The organism is Staphylococcus sp. HMSC06C11 (genome assembly GCF_001808345.1).
In the GTDB taxonomy this organism is placed as follows: domain Bacteria; phylum Bacillota; class Bacilli; order Staphylococcales; family Staphylococcaceae; genus Staphylococcus; species Staphylococcus capitis.
The window spans coordinates 1-1,534 of the sequence record NZ_KV793050.1; the positions used below are offsets into that span (position 1 = coordinate 1).

Genomic DNA, 1,534 nt, shown 5'->3' on the forward strand with positions numbered 1-1,534 from the left:
GTTAGCGGCGGACGGGTGAGTAACACGTGGATAACCTACCTATAAGACTGGGATAACTTCGGGAAACCGGAGCTAATACCGGATAACATGTTGAACCGCATGGTTCAACAGTGAAAGACGGTCTTGCTGTCACTTATAGATGGATCCGCGCCGCATTAGCTAGTTGGTAAGGTAACGGCTTACCAAGGCAACGATGCGTAGCCGACCTGAGAGGGTGATCGGCCACACTGGAACTGAGACACGGTCCAGACTCCTACGGGAGGCAGCAGTAGGGAATCTTCCGCAATGGGCGAAAGCCTGACGGAGCAACGCCGCGTGAGTGAAGAAGGTCTTCGGATCGTAAAACTCTGTTATTAGGGAAGAACAAATGTGTAAGTAACTATGCACGTCTTGACGGTACCTAATCAGAAAGCCACGGCTAACTACGTGCCAGCAGCCGCGGTAATACGTAGGTGGCAAGCGTTATCCGGAATTATTGGGCGTAAAGCGCGCGTAGGCGGTTTTTTAAGTCTGATGTGAAAGCCCACGGCTCAACCGTGGAGGGTCATTGGAAACTGGAAAACTTGAGTGCAGAAGAGGAAAGTGGAATTCCATGTGTAGCGGTGAAATGCGCAGAGATATGGAGGAACACCAGTGGCGAAGGCGACTTTCTGGTCTGTAACTGACGCTGATGTGCGAAAGCGTGGGGATCAAACAGGATTAGATACCCTGGTAGTCCACGCCGTAAACGATGAGTGCTAAGTGTTAGGGGGTTTCCGCCCCTTAGTGCTGCAGCTAACGCATTAAGCACTCCGCCTGGGGAGTACGACCGCAAGGTTGAAACTCAAAGGAATTGACGGGGACCCGCACAAGCGGTGGAGCATGTGGTTTAATTCGAAGCAACGCGAAGAACCTTACCAAATCTTGACATCCTCTGACCCCTCTAGAGATAGAGTTTTCCCCTTCGGGGGACAGAGTGACAGGTGGTGCATGGTTGTCGTCAGCTCGTGTCGTGAGATGTTGGGTTAAGTCCCGCAACGAGCGCAACCCTTAAGCTTAGTTGCCATCATTAAGTTGGGCACTCTAAGTTGACTGCCGGTGACAAACCGGAGGAAGGTGGGGATGACGTCAAATCATCATGCCCCTTATGATTTGGGCTACACACGTGCTACAATGGACAATACAAAGGGTAGCGAAACCGCGAGGTCAAGCAAATCCCATAAAGTTGTTCTCAGTTCGGATTGTAGTCTGCAACTCGACTACATGAAGCTGGAATCGCTAGTAATCGTAGATCAGCATGCTACGGTGAATACGTTCCCGGGTCTTGTACACACCGCCCGTCACACCACGAGAGTTTGTAACACCCGAAGCCGGTGGAGTAACCTTTTGGAGCTAGCCGTCGAAGGTGGGACAAATGATTGGGGTGAAGTCGTAACAAGGTAGCCGTATCGGAAGGTGCGGCTGGATCACCTCCTTTCTAAGGATATATTCGGAACATCTTCTTCGAAGATGAAAGGGATAACGTGACATATTGTATTCAGTTTTGAATGTTTAT

General features: G+C 50.5%; 1 rRNA gene. It reads left to right on the forward strand.

Annotation, left to right across the window (positions count from 1 at the left end):
- Positions 1–1,456: ribosomal RNA gene (locus HMPREF3154_RS11170) — 16S ribosomal RNA — on the forward strand; the annotation flags it as partial.
- Positions 1,457–1,534 lie beyond the last annotated feature (78 nt).